This window comes from Nonomuraea sediminis, from assembly GCF_018531495.1.
Classification (GTDB): Bacteria; Actinomycetota; Actinomycetes; order Streptosporangiales; family Streptosporangiaceae; genus Nonomuraea; species Nonomuraea sediminis.
The window spans coordinates 31,688-51,968 of the sequence record NZ_JAHDTI010000006.1 but is presented as its reverse complement, the minus strand read 5'-3'; the positions used below and the strand labels follow the sequence as shown (position 1 = coordinate 51,968).

10 protein-coding genes are annotated in these 20,281 nt (G+C 73.6%); 6 read left to right on the top strand and 4 right to left on the bottom strand.

Annotation, left to right across the window (positions count from 1 at the left end; genetic code table 11):
* The first annotated feature begins 113 nt into the window (after nt 1–113).
* The 6 genes from KIK09_RS27215 to KIK09_RS27190 are packed head-to-tail and all read left to right on the top strand — an operon-like array spanning nt 114 to nt 11,037.
* Nucleotides 114–1,523 (top strand): class I adenylate-forming enzyme family protein, encoded by a 1,410-nt coding sequence (locus KIK09_RS27215; protein ID WP_308164309.1) that lies wholly within the window; start codon nt 114–116, stop codon nt 1,521–1,523.
* The gene (locus tag KIK09_RS27210) at nt 1,520–2,938 is read left to right on the top strand and encodes a condensation domain-containing protein (protein WP_214322214.1); all 1,419 of its coding nucleotides are present in this window, start codon (nt 1,520–1,522) and stop codon (nt 2,936–2,938) included. The genes KIK09_RS27215 and KIK09_RS27210 overlap by 4 nt, the downstream gene beginning before the upstream one ends.
* Nucleotides 2,931–3,797 (top strand): thiamine pyrophosphate-dependent dehydrogenase E1 component subunit alpha, encoded by an 867-nt coding sequence (locus KIK09_RS27205; RefSeq protein ID WP_214322213.1) that lies wholly within the window; start codon nt 2,931–2,933, stop codon nt 3,795–3,797. The genes KIK09_RS27210 and KIK09_RS27205 overlap by 8 nt, the downstream gene beginning before the upstream one ends.
* Nucleotides 3,788–4,762, top strand: a complete 975-nt coding sequence (locus tag KIK09_RS27200; RefSeq protein ID WP_214322212.1) for an alpha-ketoacid dehydrogenase subunit beta — start codon at nt 3,788–3,790, stop codon at nt 4,760–4,762. The genes KIK09_RS27205 and KIK09_RS27200 overlap by 10 nt, the downstream gene beginning before the upstream one ends.
* Nucleotides 4,755–5,780: a 2-oxo acid dehydrogenase subunit E2 gene (locus KIK09_RS27195; protein ID WP_214322211.1), complete on the top strand. Its 1,026-nt coding sequence runs from the start codon at nt 4,755–4,757 to the stop codon at nt 5,778–5,780. The genes KIK09_RS27200 and KIK09_RS27195 overlap by 8 nt, the downstream gene beginning before the upstream one ends.
* On the top strand, nt 5,773–11,037 hold the full coding sequence (locus KIK09_RS27190; RefSeq protein ID WP_214322210.1) for a non-ribosomal peptide synthetase/MFS transporter: 5,265 nt from the start codon (nt 5,773–5,775) through the stop codon (nt 11,035–11,037). Before KIK09_RS27195 ends, KIK09_RS27190 begins: the two co-directional genes overlap by 8 nt.
* Here KIK09_RS27190 and KIK09_RS27185 read toward each other — a convergent pair.
* Genes KIK09_RS27185 through KIK09_RS27170 form a run of 4 tightly spaced genes read right to left on the bottom strand, consistent with a single transcriptional unit; the run spans nt 10,967 to nt 20,173 of the window.
* A complete protein-coding gene (locus tag KIK09_RS27185) occupies nt 10,967–12,751 on the bottom strand; it encodes a N,N-dimethylformamidase beta subunit family domain-containing protein (RefSeq protein ID WP_214322209.1) in 1,785 nt (594 codons plus the stop codon). The genes KIK09_RS27190 and KIK09_RS27185 overlap by 71 nt on opposite strands.
* Nucleotides 12,748–14,010, bottom strand: a complete 1,263-nt coding sequence (locus tag KIK09_RS27180) for a condensation domain-containing protein (protein WP_214322208.1) — start codon at nt 14,008–14,010, stop codon at nt 12,748–12,750. Before KIK09_RS27180 ends, KIK09_RS27185 begins: the two co-directional genes overlap by 4 nt.
* A complete protein-coding gene (locus KIK09_RS27175; RefSeq protein ID WP_214322207.1) occupies nt 14,007–14,243 on the bottom strand; it encodes an acyl carrier protein in 237 nt (78 codons plus the stop codon). The genes KIK09_RS27180 and KIK09_RS27175 overlap by 4 nt, the downstream gene beginning before the upstream one ends.
* Entirely contained in the window at nt 14,240–20,173 is a 5,934-nt protein-coding gene (locus tag KIK09_RS27170) for a non-ribosomal peptide synthetase (RefSeq protein WP_214322206.1), read from the bottom strand. The genes KIK09_RS27175 and KIK09_RS27170 overlap by 4 nt, the downstream gene beginning before the upstream one ends.
* Nucleotides 20,174–20,281: the final 108 nt, after the last annotated feature.

Sequence of the window (20,281 nt, the reverse complement as noted above, 5' to 3'; positions counted from 1 at the left end):
GAAGTGGCTTTCCGCAAAGGGTTGCGCCCTGTTGGTGATCATGTAAGACTGGCTGCGAATTAATAGGAAAGTTTCTTTCCTGTTACGTCTCGCATCCTTCGGGGGTTCACGGGGTGAACCTGACCATTCCTCACCTGCTTTCTGCGCGCGCTGCGGCGGAGCCCGACCGGGTCGCGATGATCGTGCACGGCCGCGCGGAACTGACCTTCAAGCAGTGGACCGCCCGCGCCGAGGCGGTGGCCGCCGGCCTGCTCTCCCGCGGCGTGAACCCGGGCGACCGGGTCGGGCTGCGCTTCACCAACGCCGAGTGGACCGACTACGCCGTCGCCTTCTGCGGCGTGCTGGCCGCCGGCGCGGTCGCGGTCCCGCTGTCCGACCGCCTCACCGACGACGATCTGCGCGCCACGCTCGCCGACTGCCGGGCGGCCGCGGTCGTGCACGGCGCGGACCTGGAATCACCCGGCTGGTGGATCGGTGACCTCCAGGCCGCGGGACCGGGCGACCTCGTGCCGCCGCGGCCCGGCGATCCCGCGCAGATCCTCTACACCTCGGGCACGACGGGACGCCCCAAGGGCGTGCTCGCCAGCCACGCCAACCTCGCGCACGGCTGCGGCGGCAAGCGTCGCCCGTTCGCCCACTCGCGCCACCTGGCGCACGCCTTCCCGATCGGCACCAACGCCGGCCAGGCCATGCTGATCAACGCCCTCGACGCCCATCCCGCGGTGCTGACGCTGCCGCACTTCACGCCGGGCCGCTTCGCCGCCCTCATCGAGAGCCACCGCGCGGGCACCGTGTTCCTGGTGCCCGCGATGGCGATCGCGCTGCTGAACGCCGCCGTCCACGAGCGGCACGACCTGTCGAGCGTCCTGCTGCTCGGCTCGGCCGCGGCCCCGCTGCCGGCCCCGGTGGCCGCGCGCCTGGCCGAGGCCTTCCCGCGGGCCACCATCGCCAACTACTACACCTCGACCGAGGCGGCGCCCGCCCAGACCATCATGATCTTCGACCCCGACCGGCCGGGCAGCGTCGGCCGGCCAGTGGCCGGCGGCCTGGTCAGGGTCGACGCGCCGCGCGGCGAGGTCGGCGAGGTCTGGATGCGTTCGCCCGCCGCTCCCCGCGCCTACTACGGGGACCCCGGCAGCGACGTCTTCCGCGACGGCTGGATCCGCATGGGCGACCTGGGTTACCTCGACGAGGACGGCTACCTCTTCCTCGTCGACAGGGAGAGCGACGTCGTCAAGTCCGGCGCCTACAAGGTCTCCACCATCCGGGTCGAGGATGCGGCCTACGAGCACCCCGCCGTGGCCGAGGCCGCGGCGCTCGGGGTGCCGCACCCGGTGCTCGGGCGGGCGATCGCCGTGGCCATGGTGACGCGTTCCCCGCTCAAGGCCGAGGAACTGCGGGTCTTCCTGAAGGACCGGCTCGCCTCGCACGAGGTGCCGGTCCACGTGATCACCCTCGACGCGCTGCCCCGCAACCAGGGCGGCAAGGTCGACAAGCGCCAGTTACTGGAGAGGTTCGCATGAGCAAGGTCTCCTTCGCCCAGCGGGGCATGTGGGTGACGGAACAGTTGGTCGGCGCGGGGCCCGCCTATCACGTGCCGCTGATCGTCGAGTTCACCGGGGCACTCGACGCCGGCGCGCTGCTGAAGGCCTGCGCCGCCCTCGTCGAGCGGCACCCCGTGCTTGGCTGCGTGGTCCACGAGGGCCAGGAGCTCAGAGCGGGCAAGGACGTCCCGGTCGAGCTGGTGGAGGGCGGCGAGCCGGACCTGCTGACCCCCTTCGACCTGGAGGCGGGGCCGCTGGCCAGGTTCACCCTCCACCGGCACGCGCCCGGCCGCCACACGCTCGCCTTCGTGGCCCACCACCTGGTCTTCGACGGCCACTCCAAGGACGTGCTGGTCCGGGACCTGGCGGCCTTCTACGACGGGGAGCCGCCCCTGCCGCTCCCTGACGCCGCCACCGAGGACGTGGCGGAACGGCTGCCCGAGGCCACGGCGTTCTGGGCCGAGCACTGGCGGGAGCCGGGCCAGACCGTCGTGCACGGCAGCCCGCTGAACGCCCGGGGCGCGGGCGAGGCACTGGAGGCGCGACTGACCGCCGACCCGGACGTGCCGGGCCTGACCAGATTCGAGACGCTGGTCGCCGCGCTCCACGCGCTGCTGGCGAGCCAGGGGAACGCCGACGTGGTCACGGCCGTCGACCTGTCCACCCGCACATCCGGGGACGAGGACCGCATCGGGGTGTTCGTCAACGAGCTGCCCATCGGGTCCGCGCCGCGGCCCGATGAGTCGTTCGCGGACTTCGCCGCGGGGCTGCGCCTGCGGTTGCGGGAGCTCTACCGGCACCGGTCGGTTCCGCTGGCGGCAGCCGTACCGAATCTGCGGCCGCACGCGGCGCTGGCGCCCGTGTCGGTCAGCTACCGCGCCCGCCGGGGGCCGGAGGCGGCGTTCGCGGGCGTCGAGGCCGAGGTGGACTGGACGGTGTTCAACCACGGCGTGCGCGGCGCGATCCACCTGCAGTGCGTGGACGGTGCGGGCGGGCTCGGGATCAGCCTGCGCCACCTGCCCGAGGTCGACGGCGCCCGGCTGGCCGCCGAACTGGGCGACCTGCTGGCGGCGGTGACCGCCGGCCCCGCGCGGCGGCTGGGCGACCTGCTCGCGTTCGCCGAGGCGCGAATCCCCGAGCCGGCGGCGGCCGGGCCCGTGACCGGTGTCGCGGACGCCGAGCTGACCGAGGGCGTCCGGCAGATCTGGCAGGAGGTGCTCGGCGTCGCCCCGATCCATGACGACGACGACATCTTCGACCTGGGCGGTCACTCGCTGACCATCACCCAGATCATCGCCAGGATGGAACGCCGCCTGGGCGTCACCGTCGAGCTCGACGCCTTCTTCGACAACCCCACCATCGCCGGGCTCATGGGGACGATCTCCCGTGACTGACGCCGACCTCGAGCTGCTCCTGCTCATCCGGCACTTCGAGCTGTCCCTGCTCGAGCTGTTCGACCAGGGACAGCTCAACGGCACCACGCACACCTGCCTGGGCCAGGAGTACGTGCCGGTCGCGCTCACGCCCCTGCTCGACGAGGCCGACTTCGTCTTCAGCAACCACCGCGGCCACGGCCACTACCTGGCCAGGTACCGCGACTGCCACGGCCTGCTCGCCGAGATCATGGGCAGGCAGGGCGGCGTGTGCGGCGGCGCGGGCGGCAGCCAGCACCTCCACCGTGAGCGCTACCTGTCGACCGGCGTGCAGGGCGAGAGCCTGCCCGTCGCGGCCGGCGTCGCGCTCCACCTCAAGCAGGCCGAACCCGGCAAGCTGGCCTGCGCCTACATCGGCGACGGCACGTGGGGTGAGGGCGCCGTCTACGAGACGCTCAACGTGGCCGCGCTGTGGTCGCTGCCGCTGCTCGTCGTGGTGGAGAACAACGGCATCGCCCAGTCCACGCCCCTCGACCGGCACATGGCGGGCACCATCGCCGGCCGCGCCGCCGCCTTCGGCGTCGCGCGCCACCTGGTCACCTCGCGCGACCTCGGCGAGATCCGCGCCGGCCTGGCGCCCGTGCTGGCGGGCGTCAGGGACGGCGGCCCCGCCGTGGTGGAGTTCCTCACCGACCGGCTCGGCCCGCACAGCAAGGGCGACGACACCCGCCCCGCCGAGGACCTCGAGCTGATCAGGAAGAACGACTGGTACGCCCAGCACGCCGCAGCCACGCCCGCCCGCTTCCAGCGGCTGGACCGGCGCGCCCGCGACACGATCCGCGCCGTCGTCGAGGAGGTCTCCGCCCGGCCATGCGCGTAGTCGAGAACCTCAACCTGGCCCTGCACGGCCTGCTCGAACGCGACCCGCGGGCCTACCTGATCGGCGAGGACGTCGCCGACCCCTACGGCGGCGCCTTCAAGGCCACCAAGGGCCTGTCCACGCGCTTCCCCGGCCGGGTGCTGACCACCCCGATCAGCGAGGCCGCCATCACCGGCGTCGCTGGCGGCCTGGCCCTGGCGGGCGACACCGCGATCGTCGAGGTCATGTTCGGCGACTTCATCGCCCTCGCCTTCGACCAGCTGTGCAACTTCGCCGCCAAGTCCGTCTCCATGTACGGCCGGCGCCTGCCGCTGCGCATGATCGTCCGCTGCCCCACGGGAGGCGGGCGCGGCTACGGCCCCACGCACAGCCAGAGCCTGCAGAAGCACTTCGTCGGCATGCCCGGCCTGTCGCTGTACGAGATGTCACCCTTCCACGACAACGCGGCGGTGCTGACGCAGATGCTGGAGCGCGGCGAGCCCGCGGTCTTCTTCGAGGACAAGATCCTCTACACCCGCCGGATGGGGGAGACCGATCCGCTGTTCACCGTCGCCGTCGAGGACGGCCTGGCCCGCGTCGACCTGGACGACCGGCCCGACTGCGTGCTGATCGCGCCGGGCGGCGTGGCGCACCGGGCGATCGAGGCCATGCGGGCGCTGCTGCTGGAGGAGGAGATCTCCTGCCGCCTGCTGGTCCCGTCGCGGCTGTACCCGCTCGACGTCGACGCCCTCCTCCCGCACCTCGGCGACACGGTCGTGGTGGCCGAGGAGAGCGCGCCGGGCGGCACCTGGGGCAGCGAGGTGGCCCACGCGCTGCACCAGCGCCTGTGGCGCACGCTCAGGCGTCCAGTGAGCCTGGTCCATTCGCGCGACGGCGCGATTCCCGCCGCCGCGCACCTCGAGCGCGAGGTCCTGCTGGGAGAGTCCATGATCCGACAAGCCGTGGTGGAGGCCGTGCGTGGGTGACCTCGTCCTGCCCAAGCTGAACCCCAACGACACCGAGTACCTGCTCGTCGAATGGCTCGTGGCCGACGGCAAACCGGTCCGCGCGGGCGAGCCCGTCGCGGTGGTGGAGTCCTCCAAGGCGGCCTCCGAGCTGGAGGCCGACAGCGACGGGCACCTCGCGCACGCCGTACCCGCGGGCACGTGGTGCGCCCCAGGCACCGTGCTGGCCCGCATCGGCGGCGAACCCGCGACCTCTTCGGCCACCGTGGAACGTGCGCCGGCGGAGGACGGGCTGGTGATCACCGAGCCCGCCCGCGCCGCGATGGCCGAGCTGGGCGTCACCGCCGAGCAGGTCGCCGCGCTCGGCCTCAGGATCGTCCGCCGGGCGGACGTGGAGGGGCTGAAGGGCGACGCCGTACCCCTCACCAGGGTGCAGCGCGCGGTCGGGCGCGCCGTGACGCTGTCGCACGACACCATCCCCGCCGCCTACACCGTGGTGCGCTTCGACCTGCGCCCCGCCCTGGCCCTGGCCGCGCAGCTGACCGAGCGGGTACGCAGGCCCGTCGGCCTGGCCGAGATCTTCGTCGGCGCCCTGGCCGCGCTCCACGCGGGCCATCCGCTGTTCTTCGCCACGCTCGACGGCGACGTGGCACGGCTGTCGGACAAGCCGCACGTCGGCGTCACCTTCGACCTCGGCGACGGGCTCTACGTCCCCGTCGTCCACGACGCCGGCAGCCTGGGGCCCAAGGAGCTGGCCACAATGCTCATGCGCTACCGCGTCAAGGCCGCCCGCGGCGGCTTCGAGGACGCCGAGCTGTCCGGCGCCAACATCACCCTCACCCTGCACACCGAGCAGGACGTGGTGCTGGCCATCCCGTTCGTCTTCCCCGGGCAGGCCTGCGCACTGGCCCTGCCCGCGCCACGGCCCGACGGCACCGCCGACGTGGGCCTGGCCTACGACCACCGGCTGATCAACGGCAGGGACGCCGCCCTGTTCCTGGGCGCGCTCAAGATCGAGGTGGAGTCCCACCATGACTGAGACGCTGAGCGAGGCCAAGCGCGCCCTGCTGGCCCGGCGGCTGCGCGGCCGCGGCGGCCGCACGATCGAGCCGCGCGGCGAAGGCGTCCACCCGCCGCTGTCGCACGCCCAGGAACGGCTGTGGTTCCTGGAGGAGTACGCGCCGGGCTCGACCGCCTACACGGTGCCCGTCACGGTACGGCTGAGCGGCACGATCGACGAGGACGCCCTGTCCGGCGCGCTGTCGGCGCTGGTCGCCAGGCACGAGGCGCTGCGGATGCGCTTCCCCACCACCGACGACGGCCGTCCCGAGCTCGCCTTCGGCGACGGCCATCGGCTGCGGGTGGCCGAGGCGGGCGACCTGGACGCGGCGATGCGGCTGGTGGCCGAGGAACTGGCGACGCCCTTCGACCTGGCGGGCGGGCCGCTGCTGCGGGCGCTGCTGGTCCGGCTCGGCCCCGGCGACCAGGTGCTGCTGCTCGCCGCCCACCACATCGTGGCCGACGGCTGGTCCTGCGACATCCTGCTGCGCGACCTGCTCGCGCTGCACGACGGCCTGAGCCTGGAGCCGCTGCCCATCGGGTTCGGCGACTACGCGATCTGGGAGTCCGGCAGGGACTACGGCAGGGAGCTCGACTACTGGAGCGCGCGGCTGGCCGGGTTGCCGCCGCTCGACCTGCCCACGGACGTGCCGCGGCCGGCCGTACGGGGTGAGGGCGGGCACGGCGTCGCCGTGCGGGTCGACGCCGGAACCGTGGCGGCGCTGTCGCGGCTGGACGGCACGCTGTACATGACGCTGCTGGCCGCCTTCCAGGTGCTGCTCGGCAGGCTCAGCGGGCAGGAGGACTTCGCGGTCGGCACGCCGGTCGCCGGGCGCGGGCTGCCCGAGCTGGACGGCGTGGTCGGCATGTTCGTCAACACGCTGGTGATGCGCGCCGACCTGTCGGGCGACCCCACCTTCACCGAGTTCCTGGCCAGGACCCGCGAGGCGGCGCTCGACGCCTACGCCTATCAGGAGCTGCCCTTCGAACGGCTGGTCGGGCACCTGAACGTGCCGCGCGACGTGAGCAGGACGCCGCTGACGCAGGCCGTGTTCGCGCTGCAGAACTACGCGGACGGCGGGGACGGGCGGGTGACCCACCTGGCGGCCCCCGCGGCGACCAGCCGCACCGATCTGGCGATGTACCTGTTCGAGACCGGTGACGGGCTGACGGGCTGGCTCACCTACAGCACCGAGCTGTTCCACGACGACACCGCGCACCGCCTGGTCGCCAGGTTCGGCACGCTGCTGAGGTCGATCGCCGCCGATCCCGAGGCCAGGCTCTCCGAGCTGGACCTGCTCGCGCCGGGCGAGCTCGAGCTGATCGACTCCTTCGGCAGGAGCCCGGAGCCCGCCCCCCTCGACGCGCGGCTGCTCCACGAGATCCTCACCCAGCAGGCCACCCGCACCCCCGACACGGTCGCCGTGGCCTGCGGCGACGACGAGCTGACCTACGCCGAGCTGGACACCCGCGCGGGGCGGCTCGCGGCGGCCCTGCGCGCCCGCGGCGTCGGGCCGGACGTGGCGGTCGGGGTGCTGCTCGAGCAGTCCGTCGACGTCGCGGTCGCCCTGCTCGGCGTGCTCATGGCGGGCGGCGCCTACGTCCCGCTCGACCCCAAGCAGCCCCACGAGAGGCTGACCTACATGCTCACCGACTCCGGCGCCGCGGCCGTGGTGAGCACGCCCGAGCTGTGGCCCGGCTGCGTCGAGGTGGACGCGCCGGAGGCCGGCCTCGACGACCCCGGCGTCACGCCCGGACACCTCGCCTACGTGATCTACACCTCGGGCACCACGGGCAGGCCCAAGGGCGTGGCCGTCCAGCACCGGCAGGTACTCAACTACCTCGCGGGGGTCCGCGAGAGGTTCGCCGTCGAGCCCGGCTCGCGCTTCACGCTGATGCAGTCGCTCTCCTTCGACTTCGGCATCACCGTCTTCTACCTGTCGATGCTGACCGGCGGCACCCTGCGCCTGGTCGACCCGCAGGCCACGGCCGAGGAACTGCCCGAGGCCGACTACATGAAGATGACCCCCTCCCACCTGGCCTCGCTGCTGAGCGGCGCCGACCCGGCCGAGGTGCTGCCCCGCAAGCTGCTCATCCTGGGCGGCGAGGCCTCCCGCTCCAGCTGGGCCGTCGAGCTGGCCGAGCACACCACGGTGGTCAACCACTACGGCCCCACCGAGGCGACCGTGGGCATCACCACCCACCACGTGACCGGGCAGGAGACCGAGCCCGCGCTGCCCATCGGCCGGCCGCTGCCGGGCGCGCGCGTCCTCGTCCTCGACCCGCGTCTACGGCCTGCCCCGATCGGCGCCGTGGGCGAGATCTACCTCGGCGGCGACCGGCTGGCCAGGGAGTACTTGGGCAGGCCCGACCTGACAGCGGAGAAGTTCCTGCTCGTCGACGGCGAGCGCTTCTACCGCACCGGCGACCTGGGACGGTGGCTGCCGGACGGCGAGCTGTCCTTCCTCGGCCGCCGCGACCTGCAGGTCAAGGTGCGCGGATACCGCGTCGAGCTGGGCGAGATCGAGGCCGCGCTGTCGGCCCTGCCCGAGGTCGGCCAGGCCGTCGTCGAGCTGCGCGGCGACAGGCTCGTCGGCTACCTGGTGGGCGAGCGCCTGAGCGTCAGCGAGCTGCGGGCACGGCTCGGGCAGACCCTGCCCGACTACATGATCCCGGTCCGCTACGTCTGGCTCGACGAGCTGCCGCTGAAGTCGCACGGCAAGGTCGACAGGGGCAGGCTCCCCGAGCCTGACGAGGAACGCCCCGACCAGGCCGCCGGCTACGTCGAGCCAGAAGGACCGATCGAGGCGGCGATCGCCGAGGTCTGGGCCGGTGTGCTCGGCGTGAGCCGGGTCGGCGCGCTGGACGACTTCTTCGACCTGGGCGGCCACTCGCTGCTGGCCGCCCAGGTGGTCGCCAGGCTCCGCAAGCGGCTGCCGCGACCGGTCAGCATCCTGGACCTGTTCAAGAACCCCACCCTCCGCGGGCTCGCGCTGCTCGCGGGCACTGCCGACGACGGCCCGCGGCAGCTGGTCCACCGGCTCACACCTGATCGTCCCGTCCGGGCCAGCGTGGTCTGCGTGCCGTACGGCGGCGGCAGCGCCGCGATCTACCAGCCGCTGGCGGACGCCATGCCCGCGGACACGGCCCTGTACGCGGTGAGCGTGCCGGGACACGAGCTCGGCCTGCCCGAGCGGGCCGCGCCCGTCGGCGAGATCGCGGAGCGGTGCGTCGCCGAGATCCTGGCCGGCGTGCCGGGCCCGCTGGTCCTCTACGGCCACTGCGGGCTCGGCGTGATGCTCTCGGTGGAGGTCGCCCGGCGCCTCGAAGCGGCAGGCCGCGAGGTGGAGGCCGTCTACCTGGGCGGCATCTTCCCCTTCGCGCGGCCGAAGCGCGGGCTGCGCCGCCTCACCGAGGCCATGGAGCGGCTCCAGGGCGACCGGCACTGGGCCAACTCGCTGCGCGCGGCCGGGCTCGACGTGGACGAGCTCGGCGAGGAGGAGCTCCAGCTGGTCGTCGAGAACCGGCGCCGGGGCACCAAGGAGGCCGAGGAGTACTTCACCCGCCTGTTCGAGGAGGGCGCCGAGCGGCTGCGCGCGCCGGTCATCGCCGTCGCCGGTGAGCGCGATCCGGCCACCGAGTTCTACCAGGAGCGCTTCCGCGAATGGCACTGTGTCGCCTCGACGACCGCGCTCGTCGTGCTGGACGAGGCCGGTCACTTCTACCTGAAGTACCGGGCGGACGAGCTGGCGGAGATCGTCACCCGCGCCCATCCGGCCGTCGCCGCGCAAGAGAGCCTGGACCAGTCCACGTGGTGGCTGCACGACGTCTCCCGAGGGGAGCCGCGCACGAGCGGTCCCGAGCCGAGCATGCGGCGCTTCTCCGCGGTCGCCGCGGGCCAGCTCGTGTCGATCATCGGCTCGGCGCTCACCGAGTTCGCGATCCCGATCTGGATCTACACCACCACCGGCTCGCTGGTGCGCTTCGCCCTGTTCTCGGTGCTCGCGCTGCTGCCCGGCATGCTCGTCGCCCCGCTGGCCGGCGCGATCGTCGACAGGTTCGACCGCCGCCGGGTGATGCTGGCGGGCGACGCGGCCGCCGGCGCCACGCAGTTGGCGCTCGGCCTGCTGCTGTGGACGGGCAACCTGCAGCTGTGGCACATCTACCCGCTGCTGGTCGTGCTGTCGGTGGCGCTCACCTTCCAGCGCCTGGCCTACGGCTCGGCCATCCCGCAGCTGGTGCCCAAACGCTACCTCGGGCACGCCAACGGCGTCGTCCAGATGATCACGGGCACCTCGCAGCTGGTGGTCCCGCTGGTGGCGGTCGGGCTGATGGCCCTGATCGGCCTGGAGGGCATCCTGGTCATCGACGTGGTCTCCTACACCGTGGCCGTGCTGACCGTGCTGCTGGTGCGCTTCCCCCGGGCGATGGCCTGGCGGCGCAGGGAGACGCTGGTGGCGGAGATGGTCGGCGGCTGGCGCTACACCTGGGGCAGCGGCGGCTTCCGCGCGATGCTGGTCTTCTTCGCCGTGCTGAACGTGTTCCTGTCCCCGCTGTTCCTGCTGCTCACGCCGCTGGTGCTGGGCTTCGGCAGCCTCCAGGACGTCGGCAGGGTCGCCTTCGCGGGCGGCCTCGGCGTCTTCCTCGCCGGGCTGCTGCTCACCGCCTGGGGCGGGCCGCGCAACCGGCGGATGCGGGGCGTGCTGCTGTCGACGCTGGCGCTCGCGGGGGCGTGCCTGGTGACCGGCCTGCGCCCGGACCTGTTGGTGATCGGGATCGGCGCGTTCGCCATGTCGTTCGGGCTGACCATGGTCAACGGCATCTACGCCACCATCATCCAGGTCAAGGTCCCGCAGCGCTTCCACGGCCGGGTGATCGCGCTCAACACGCTCATCGCCTGGTCCACCCTGCCGATCGGCTTCGGCCTCATCGCCCCGTACGGCGGCGCCGTGTTCGAGCCGCTGGTGGCCCGCGGCGGGCCGCTGGCCGGCACCGTGGGCGCGCTCATCGGCACCGGACCAGGGCGCGGGATCGCCCTGATGTACCTGCTGTTCGCGGTGGCGATCGCCGCCGTCGCCCTGGTCGCGACGCGCGTGCGGGCGCTGGCCCGCTTCGACGCCGACGTGCCGGACGCGCTGCCCGACGACCTGGTCGGCCTGCAGGCCGTCAGCGCACGCGCGACCAGCGCAGCGGCTCGCCAGGACCGCCCGCGACCAGCAGCCCGGAGTGTGCGGTGAACACCTCGCCCGGCACGCGCACCGGGTGCTCCTCCCAGTGCGAACCGGGGATCCTGGTCAGCAACCGGCCCCCGGCCCCGGCGGCGAACAGCCTCCCGTTCGTGCCCGCCAGGCACACGGCCCCGGCCGAGGAGCCGTCGGGCTCCCACTCCCGGGCGCCGAACGGCAGGCGCCACAGCTCGCCCGCGTCCGTGGCCACGTAGAAGGTGCAGTCGGCCACGGCCAGCCCGACCGCGGCGGCGGGGGCGTGGCCGATCTCGCGCCATTCGCCGCGGTCCCAGCGGACCAGGCGCCCGCTCCGCGACACCCCGTGCAGCGCCTGGCTCACGCCGCCCGCGGCCTCCCTCGGCACGGCGAGGCCCACCAGGTCACCGGCCTCGGCCACGGCGGACCAGGCCAGGTTCTGCCCGCACAGCTCCCTGCTCAGCAGGCAGCCGCCGGCGTCCACCGCGTACAGGGTGCGTCCGAGCACCGCCATGGCGCGCAGGTCCGCGACGGGGCCGATGACCTCCCAGCCGCGGCGCGACTCGGCCGACAGCCTGTCGAGCACGTTCCTGGTGATCCGCTCCACGACCGGGTCGCCCAGCGTGTTGCCCCAGTTGACGGTGGCCGCGGTGAAGACGGTGCCCAGGCCGCTGGTGAACACGCCCATCGTGGCCCACCCGCCCTGCCCGTAGGCGCTCCAGTGCCGCAGGTCGGCGGTGGCCAGCACGACGAAGGAGGCGGGCGTGCCGTCCGTGCAGGTGACCCGCGGCACGCCGCCGACCTCCTCGAACTCGGCCGCGTCGGTCTCGTAGCCCAGGCAGCCCTGCCCGAACTTGTCGCCGTCGGTCAGCCCGGTGCCCTCGAAGGCCCAGTGACCGGCGAAACGCACCGTGTACGACTCCTCCAGCATGCGCGGCATGTCCTGGCCCCAGGTACCGGCGCCCGCGCGGAAGCTGACGCCGGTCAGCGTGTTCTCCGGCCGTCCCGCGGCCGTCCACTCGGCGGTGTCGCCGGCGACCGGGTCCCGGTGGCAGACCATGGTGCGCTTGCCGTCCTCCAGGCGGATCTGCCACCAGCAGGTGTTCCCGGCCAGGAAGGCGACGTTGCCGCCGCGCCGGACGAACTCCTCCACGGTGTCGCGCATCTGGGCCGACCAGTACTCGTCGTGACCGTTGACCACCAGCAGCCGGTACCCCGACAGCAGGTCGAGGCCGTCGTGCAGATCGAGGTTGGAGCAGTAGGCCACGTCGTACCCGGCCGGGCGCAGCCAGCGGATCAGGCCCTCCTCCCAGCGTTCCGGAGGCGGCCCGCCGCCGGGCCTGTCGAAGGTGACGCGGTGCGCCCTGGTGGGCGACTCGGTCCAGTACAGTCCCTGGCCCGGCTCCCCGGCCAGGTTGTAGGCCTGCCAGGTGGTGAAGGGGACGCTGATGAGGATCGGCGAGGTCGGGACGGCCTGCCGTACGACGAAGAAGACCTCGTTGTCAGGGCAGGGGGTCGCCCCCGGCAGGCTCTTCGGCCAGGGGATCTCCGGGCCGAACCTGGCCCGGTAGAGCGAGCTGCGCCAGCCGGCGGGGACCTCCAGGTCCCAGGCCGGGGTGGCCTGCCCGGTGTACACGACCCGGTCGTCGGCCAGGTCGGTGACCTCGACGACGGACGGCTCGGACAGCACGAAGCGCAGCGTCGAACCCTGCGCGCAGGAGGTGGCCTGGGCGTAGGCGCGGACCGTCACGAGCGCGCCTCCGCCACGAGCACGGCCTCCAGGTCGAGCAGGTAGCGCTGCATCGACGGCCGCGGCAGGAACCGCGTGTCGGCCGTCAGCGAGACGCCCTCGGTGGTGACGTGGACGCAGAAGCGGCAGTTGAGCTCGTGCTGGCTCATCGGCCACGACAGCTCCGTGTCCGCCAGCGCCTTGTCCAGCTCCTCCGGCGTGCAGGCCGCCGGGCCCGGATCGGCGAAGCGCATGTCGTTGAAGCAGCAGAGCGGGTGGACCTGCGCGCCGCGGCGCTCGCTCTCCGCCTGGACGATCCTGGTCCTGTCGGCGGGGTCGTGGTAGGCGCTGCGGTAGGCGCGCAGGGCGGCGGGCCCCGCCTCGCGCAGCAGCTCGCCGAAGGGCCGGTCGACGTCCAGGGTGAACAGTCCCTCCTGAGACAGCGTGCTCACCAGGCCGATGGTGTCGCGCCTGAACCTGTTGGCGACGATCGGCAGCACGGCGGCGGTCGGGTGCCCCTCCACGGCCGCCGCCAGCCGCGCCACGGTCGCGAGCAGGACGGTCGAGGTGGAGGTGGCGTGGGTGCGGGCGATCTGGCGCACGGCCAGCTCCAGGGCGGGGGAGCGGAGCAGGGCCCGCCAGATGGGCGGGTCGGCCGCGTCAGATCCCGGACGGCCGAACATCGTGGTGGGGATGCGCCGGTGCTCCTGCTCCCAGTGGGCGGCGGCGCCCGCGGCGACCCCGCGGCCCTCGTGTCCCGCCTGGAAGCGGGCCAGGTCCAGGGGTTGCGGCGCGGGCGGCCAGGACGGCCGGCCGCGCAGCAGCAGCATGCGCAGGTCGCGGACGGCCACCTCGGCGCCGAGGCCGTCGGCGGCCAGGTGGCAGAAGACCAGCACCACGTGCGTCACCCGGGCGCCGTCCTCGATCAGCGCCACCCGCAGCGGCCACTCGCCCGTGTAGTCGAACCTGGTCGCGGCCAGCTCCGCCAGGACCTCGCCAGGATCTCCCGCCGTGACGGTGACGGGAAGCGTGCCCGTGGCGGACAGACGCTGCCGGGCCTCGTCGTCGAGCCGGGTGCGCAGGGCGCCGTGCCGCTCGACCAGGGCGCCGATCGCGGCCGCGACCTCCGCGGCCTGCCTGGTGCCCGGCACCTTGAGCACGCGGCCGAAGTTGAAGTAGTGGTCGTCGGGCGCGGTGTTCTGGATGGCCTCCCAGATGGCCCGCTGCCCCCAGGTCAGCGGCGCGGTGCCGGAGCCTGTCCCGCCGAACTCGACGTTCATCGCGTCGCGAGGTGGGCGGCGAGGTCGTCCAGGCGGTCCAGCAGCGCCATGCCCTCGGGCGTCAGGTCCACCGCCACGCCGAACTCCGTCTCGATCGCGTCGACCAGGCGCAGCACGCCGATGGAGGTCAGACCCAGTGCGGTCAGCGGCGCCGTCGCGGACAGCGCCTCCTGAGCGCTCACCGCGCCGTCGGACGCCTCGCCGACCAGCTCGGCCAGTCTCTCCTTGATCATGAAAGCTCCCTCACGAGGCGCTCGGCCTCCTCGTCGGACATCTGGTCGAGCTCGGCGACCACGAGGTCTTCCACGGTCCTGGCCAGCGCCTCGACCGTGGGCGCCGCGAACAGCGCGCGGATGGGCACCTCGAGGCCCACCGCGGCCCGCAGCCTGGCGACGACGCGCATGGCGGTCAGCGAGTGGCCGCCGAGCGCGAAGAAGTCGTCGAGCGCGCCGACCCGCGCCACGCCGAGCACCTCGCCGTAGACGTCGGCGACCAGCTCCTCGGCGTCTCCGCGGGGCGCCACGTACCGCCTGGTCACGGCCTGCGGCCGGGGCAGCGCGGCCCGGTCCACCTTGCCGTTGACGGTCAGCGGCAGCCGCTCGAGCCGCACCCAGGCCGTCGGCACCATGTACGGCGGAAGCGTCGCGGCGAGGTGGCGCGACAGCTCCGCGAAGTCCGCCTCACCGGTGACGTATCCGGCCAGGATCTCCTCCACCGCGACCACGGCCACCTCGCCCGAGCCGGGAAAGGCCAGGATCCTCGCCTCGATCTCGCCCGGCTCGATCCGGTACCCGCGCACCTTCACCTGGTCGTCCACCCGCCAGAGGAACTCCAGCTGCCCGCCGGGCAGCCAGCGCGCCAGGTCGCCGGTCCGGTAGACGCGCCCGCCGTCGAACTCGATGAACCGCTCGGCCGTCAGCTTCGGCCGGCCGAGGTAGCCGCGCGCCACCCCGTCACCGCCGATCCACAGCTCACCGCGGGCGCCGGGCGGGGCCAGCCGCCCGGCGGGGTCCACGACGTAGGCGCGGGTCGCGGCGATGGGCCTGCCGATCGGCGGCCGCCCGGGACGCCCGTCGAGCTCGGCGGCCGTGGCGATGACGGTCGTCTCGGTCGGCCCGTAGGTGTTCAGCAGCCTGACGCGCGCGCCGAAGCGCTCCCGCCAGCGGCGCACCGCCGCCTCCTGCGCCTGCTCGCCGCCGAGGATGACCAGCCTCAGCCCGTCCGGCCAGGCGACGGCGTCGAGCTGGTCGACCAGGTGATGCCAGTAGGCGGTCGGCAGGTCGAGCACGCTGACCCCGTCAAGGTGGTCGGGCAGCGTGACGGCCCCGTCGGGCAGCACCCGCAGATGCGCGCCCGCCGCGAGCGCGGGATAGATCTCCTCCGCGTGGGTGTCGAACCCGAGCGAGGCGAACTGCACCACCCGGTCACCAGGGCCCAGGCCGTACTCCCCGAGCATCCAGGCGACGCGGACGGCCAGGTTGCGGTGCTCGACCACGACGCCCTTGGGGACGCCGGTCGAGCCCGAGGTGTAGATCACGTACGCCGCCTCGCCCGGCGGCACGGGCTCGGGCGCCGGCGCGCTCTGGCACGTGTAGGCCAGGGGCGTCCCGGCGGGCAGCCGGTCGGCCAGGTCGGGCGTGGTCAGCACCAGCCGGGCGCCGCTGTCGCCGAGCACGAAAGCCAGCCGCTCCTCGGGGTGCTCGGGGTCCAGCGGGAGGTAGGCGGCCCCGGCCCGCCAGGCCGCGAGCAGCGCCGCGATCGCGTCTTCCGACCTGCCGAGCAGCACGCCGACCACGTCGCCGGGGACCACGCCGCCCGCCTGCAGGATCCCCGCCAGCTCACCGACCCGGACGTCCAGCTCGCGGTAGCTGAGCGCGCCGACGGCCGGCCGGTCCCCATGCTCGCGTACGGCTGCCGCCACCAGCTCGGGCACGGGCACGGCCGCCCCGAGCGCGGGCCCTTCGCCCAGCTCGAGCAGGACCCGGGTGTCGTCGTGGCTCAGCAGCTCAGGCTCCGCGGCCGGGTCGGTGCGCAGCACCCGCTCCATGCGCGCCGCCAGCGCCTGGACGGTCCCCTGATCGAAGAGCGCGGCGTCGTAGGAGAACACGATGAGCAACTCGTGGGCGTCCTGCCAGGCCTCGGCCATGAGATCGAACTTGATCTGCGCGAACCCGTGCGCGAACGGCGCCGCCTCGAGCCCGGAGAAGACCGGCGGCGCCAGGTCGGTGTCCTGGGTGTGCAGGATGAGCATGGTCTCGAAGGCCGGCGGCTCGTCCAGCGGCACGTCCCGGTGCGCGAAGGCGTCGAGCACCGCGTCCCGCGTGCGCTCGAGCAGGTCGCCGAAGGCCGGGCGGCCGCTCAGGTCGCCGCGGATCACCACGGAGTCGGCCAGGTAGCCGACCACCCCGCCGAGCTCGGGCCGGTCGCGCCCGGAGACCACGGTGGCCACCGCCAGGTCCGGCGTGCCGCACTGCGCGGCCAGCACCGCCTGGTAGGCCGCGAGCAGCGCCATGAACAGCGTGGCGCCGCGCGCCCTGGCCGTGGCCGCCAGCCGTTCCGCCTCCTCGGCGGGCAGCCGGACGGTGTGGAAGGCGGGCACGCGCCGCGTCGCGTCGTCGCGGGGGCGGTCCGTGGGCAGGTCGAGCGGTTCGAGCCCGGCCAGCCTGCGCGCCCAGTGCTCGGCGAGCGGCGCCTGGTCCTGCTCGCGCTGCCAGGCGGCGACGTCGGCGAACTGCAGGGCGGGCGCGGGCAGCTCGAGCCCCGAGTAGAGCGCGGCCAGCTCGCCGAGCAGGATGTTCAGCGACGACCCGTCGCCCAGGACATGGTGCAGCACCACGCACAGCACGTGGTCGTCGTCGGCCAGCCGGATCAGCGAGACCCTGAAGGCGGGCGCCGCGGCCAGGTCGAAGGGCCGGTTGGTGCGCTCGGCCACCAGCGCCTCGGCCTGGGCGAGGCTGTCGGCGGCCACGGTCTCCACCGGCACGGGACCCGGGGGCTCGACCAGCGCGGTCGGCACGCCGTCCACGTCGAGGACGCGGGTACGCAGGCTCTCGTGCCGCGCGACCAGCGCGTCCACGGCTCGCCCGAGTGCCACGGGGTCCAATCGCCCGCGCAGCCGGCGCACGATCCACATGTTGTAGGAGGCGTCGCCGGGATCGAGCCGCTGCAGGAACCACAGCCGCTCCTGGTTCCTGGACAGTACGGCAGGCGCCCCCGCGGGCCGTGGCACGGGCCCGGGCCGCCCCGCCGTGGCCGCCAGGTCCAGCGCCTCGGCCAGCCCGGCGACCGTGGGGTGCAGGAACAGCTCCCGTACGGCGAGCGCCGCGGGCAACCGTCCGATCACCGCCGTGGCCAGCAGCGAGTGGCCGCCGAGGGCGAAGAAGTCGTCGTCGGCGCCGACCTCGCCGACGCCGAGCACGTCGGAGAAGACCTCGGCCACCAGGTGCTCGCTGGGTGTGCGCGGCGGCCGGGAGGCGGGCCGCGCGGGGGCGACATCCGGCAGCGCCTTCCTGTCGACCTTGCCGTTCGGGGTCAGTGGGAGGGCCTCCAGAGCAACTACCGCTGAGGGGACCATGTAGGCGGGCAGGTGGGCGGAGGCGTGCGCCCTGACGTCCTCGGGGTCGCCGCCCACGACGTAGGCGACCAGCAGGTCGTCGCGGACGGCCGCGACGGCCTGCCGTACCTGCTGGTGGGATTCGAGGACGGCCTCGATCTCGCCCAGCTCGACGCGGTGGCCGCGCAGCTTGACCTGGTTGTCGGTGCGGCCGAGGAACTCCAGCGCCCCGTCGGGCAGCCGGCGGACCAGGTCGCCGGTGCGGTAGACGCGCTCGCCCGCGTGCCTGACGAAGCGCTCGGCCGTCAGCTCGGGCCGGCCGAGGTAGCCGGTCGCCAGGCCGGCGCCGCCGATCAGCAGCTCGCCCGGCACGCCCACGGGCACGTCGGTGCCCTGGGCGTCCACGACGTGCACGGTCGTGTTGGCGATGGGGTGGCCGATCGTGACGCGGCCGGGGTGTTCGGGCACCTCCCACGCGGTGGACCAGATCGTGGTCTCCGTCGGGCCGTACATGTTGATCAGCCTGCGGACGCGGGAGCGGAGGCCGGCGGCGAGCTTGAGGGGGAGCGGTTCGCCGCCCGCCAGGGCGGTGACGGGCGGCAGGTCGCCGGCCATGAGCACCCGCCAGCCCGAGGGCGTGGCCTGCACGTGGGTGACGCCCTCCGCGCGCACGAGCCCGGCCAGGGCGGCGCCGTCGCGGGCGGTGTCCGCGTCGGCGACGACCAGCCGGCCGCCGGTGACCAGCGGCAGGTACAGCTCGAGCGCCGAGATGTCGAAGGACAGCGACGTCAGGCCCAGCCAGACGTCGTCCTGCGCGGCGTCGAGGAGGGTGCGCATGGCCAGCAGGAAGTTGGTGAGTGCCCGGTGCTGGATGACCACACCCTTGGGGCGTCCGGTGGAGCCGGAGGTGTACAGGACGTAGGCGGTGTCGCCGGGGCGCGGCGGATCGGGGACCACGGGAGAGGGCTCGGCGTCCAGGTCGGCGTCCGTCAGGACGAGCGCCGCGCCCGAGTCCTCGATCACGTAGTCCACCCTGGCCTGCGGGTACTCGGGATCGACCGGCAGGTAGGCGGCGCCCGACATCGCGACGCCGAGCAGCGCGACGACCATCAGCGGCCCGCGCGACAGCCGTACCGCCACCAGGTCGCCGCGCCCCACGCCCCGCCCGCGCAGCCGTACGGCCAGGCCCGCCGCGCGCTCGACCAGCTCGCGGTAGGTCAGCGGGCCGACCGCGAGCGCGTCAGGCCGTCGGCGCGCCTGGGCGAGAATCAGGTCCACCACCGTGGACTCGGGCAGCTCGGCCCGGGTGTCGTTCCAGGCGGCAAGCTGGGCCCGCTCCTCCGGCGGCATCAGCTCCAGCTCGGCCGTGGACCGCGCGGGATCGGCGACGATCGAGCGCAGCAGGGTGACGAACCGCCGCGCCAGCCGCTCGGCCGTATCCGGGTCGAACAGCTCCCTGCTGTAGATGGCCACGCCGAGCAGGCTGCCGTCCGGTTCGGGATACAGATCGAGCGACAGGTCGTGCCTCGCCGGGTGCCAGCCGTGCGGGAACGGCTCGGCCGCCACGCCCGGCAGGGGATCGGCCAGGTCGCCCTGGGTGTGCACGGCGAAGAGGGTCTGGAACAGGGGAGTCTTGCTGAGATCCCGTTCCAGGCCGAGCTCGGTGATCAGCCGCTCGACGGGCACGTCCGGGTGCGACAGGGCCTGCAGCACGCCCTTCCTCGTGCGCCTGAGCATCTCGTCGAAGGCGGGCGCGCCGGACAGGTCGCACCTGAGGACCATCGTGGTCGACAGGTAGCCGATCATCCGCTCCAGCTCGGTGCTCGTCCGCCCGGAGGAGGGGACGCCCACGCAGAAGTCGGCCCGGCCGCTGTGGCGCGACAGCAGCACCTGGTAGGCGGCCAGCAGCACCATGAACGGCGTGCACCTGGCCGACGCGGCCAGGCGGCCCACCTCGGCGACCAGGTCAGGGTCGAGGCGGAAGCGCACCTCGCCGCCCGCGGTGCCGCGTACGGCCGGGCGCGGACGGTCGGCGGGCAGTTCGAGGACGGGCGTGCCCGCCAGGCGGGAGACCCACCAGCCGAGGTCGACCTCGCTCCCGCGCTGGGCGCGGGCGTGGTCGAGGTACTGGGGCGGCGGCTCGGGTTCGTCCGCGCCCGCGTAGAACCCGGCGACCTCCTCGCGCAGCACGTTGAGCGACCAGCCGTCGCCGTTGATGTGGTGGAGCACCACGCACAGCACGTGGTCGTCCGGCCCGAGCCGGATCAGGCTCACGCGGAACGGCGGATCCGCCGACAGGTCGAACAGGGCGTTGGTGCGCGCGCTGACCAGGCTCCTGGCGTCCTCCTCGGAGGAGGCGTCCACCCGCTCGACGGTGATCGGGCCGGGCGGCTCGACGATCGCGACGGGACGCCCGTCCACCTCCTCGAAACGGGTGCGCAGCGACTCGTGCCTGGCGGCCACCTGGGTGAAGGCCGACTCGAGCGCGGCGACGTCCAGCGCGCCGCGCAGCCGGTAGACGTAGGAGCAGTTGTAGGAGGGGTCGTCGGGGTCGAGCCGGTTCAGAAACCAGAGTCGTTCCTGGCCGAAGGAGAGCGGGCCTGTCTTCACAGCCTTCCCTCTGAGTTTCTTTTAAGAAAGTTTCTTAACCGTTTGGAGTATTTCAGGATTCCGGAGGGCCCACAACCGGGTTCCTCGACACTGTGTGAGAATTTCTCC

Excerpts from the sequence above, each read along its gene's own strand:
- KIK09_RS27180 (WP_214322208.1), bottom strand. The coding sequence starts at position 14,010 with ATGAACGTCGAGTTCGGCGGGACAGGCTCCGGCACCGCGCCGCTGACC.
- KIK09_RS27200 (WP_214322212.1), top strand. The coding sequence starts at position 3,788 with ATGCGCGTAGTCGAGAACCTCAACCTGGCCCTGCACGGCCTGCTCGAA.
- KIK09_RS27175 (WP_214322207.1), bottom strand. The coding sequence starts at position 14,243 with ATGATCAAGGAGAGACTGGCCGAGCTGGTCGGCGAGGCGTCCGACGGC.
- KIK09_RS27210 (WP_214322214.1), top strand. The coding sequence starts at position 1,520 with ATGAGCAAGGTCTCCTTCGCCCAGCGGGGCATGTGGGTGACGGAACAG.
- KIK09_RS27190 (WP_214322210.1), top strand. The coding sequence starts at position 5,773 with ATGACTGAGACGCTGAGCGAGGCCAAGCGCGCCCTGCTGGCCCGGCGG.